1 protein-coding gene is annotated in these 255 nt (G+C 43.1%); it reads left to right on the top strand.

The features are described 5' to 3' along the window. Nucleotides 1–73 precede the first annotated feature (73 nt). Nucleotides 74–255: helix-turn-helix domain-containing protein (locus V5P19_RS24010; RefSeq protein WP_334408054.1), on the top strand; the 182-nt coding region annotated here is incomplete at its 3' end.

The following is a 255-nucleotide window of genomic DNA, read 5'->3' as shown; positions in this document are numbered from 1 at the left end:
CATAAGGACTCCTTGATTTATTATGTAACATGCATTACAAAACTGTTTTAACTTTCTGTCAACAAGTTTTGTAATGGTCACTAAAAAACAATCTCGCGTTCCAGGTCGTCCCAGACGTTTCGCTCCTGAGCAGGCAGTCTCTGCGGCAAAAGTGCTTTTTCACCAAAAAGGTTTCGATGCTGTCAGTGTTGCTGAAGTTACTGATTATCTTGGTATTAACCCCCCGAGCCTCTACGCGGCTTTTGGCAATAAGGC

The sequence above is a fragment of the Enterobacter sp. UNJFSC 003 genome (assembly GCF_036903355.1).
Taxonomy (GTDB): Bacteria; Pseudomonadota; Gammaproteobacteria; order Enterobacterales; family Enterobacteriaceae; genus Enterobacter.
Note: the sequence above shows the minus strand (reverse complement) of the source record. Positions and strands in the feature narration are given on the sequence as shown.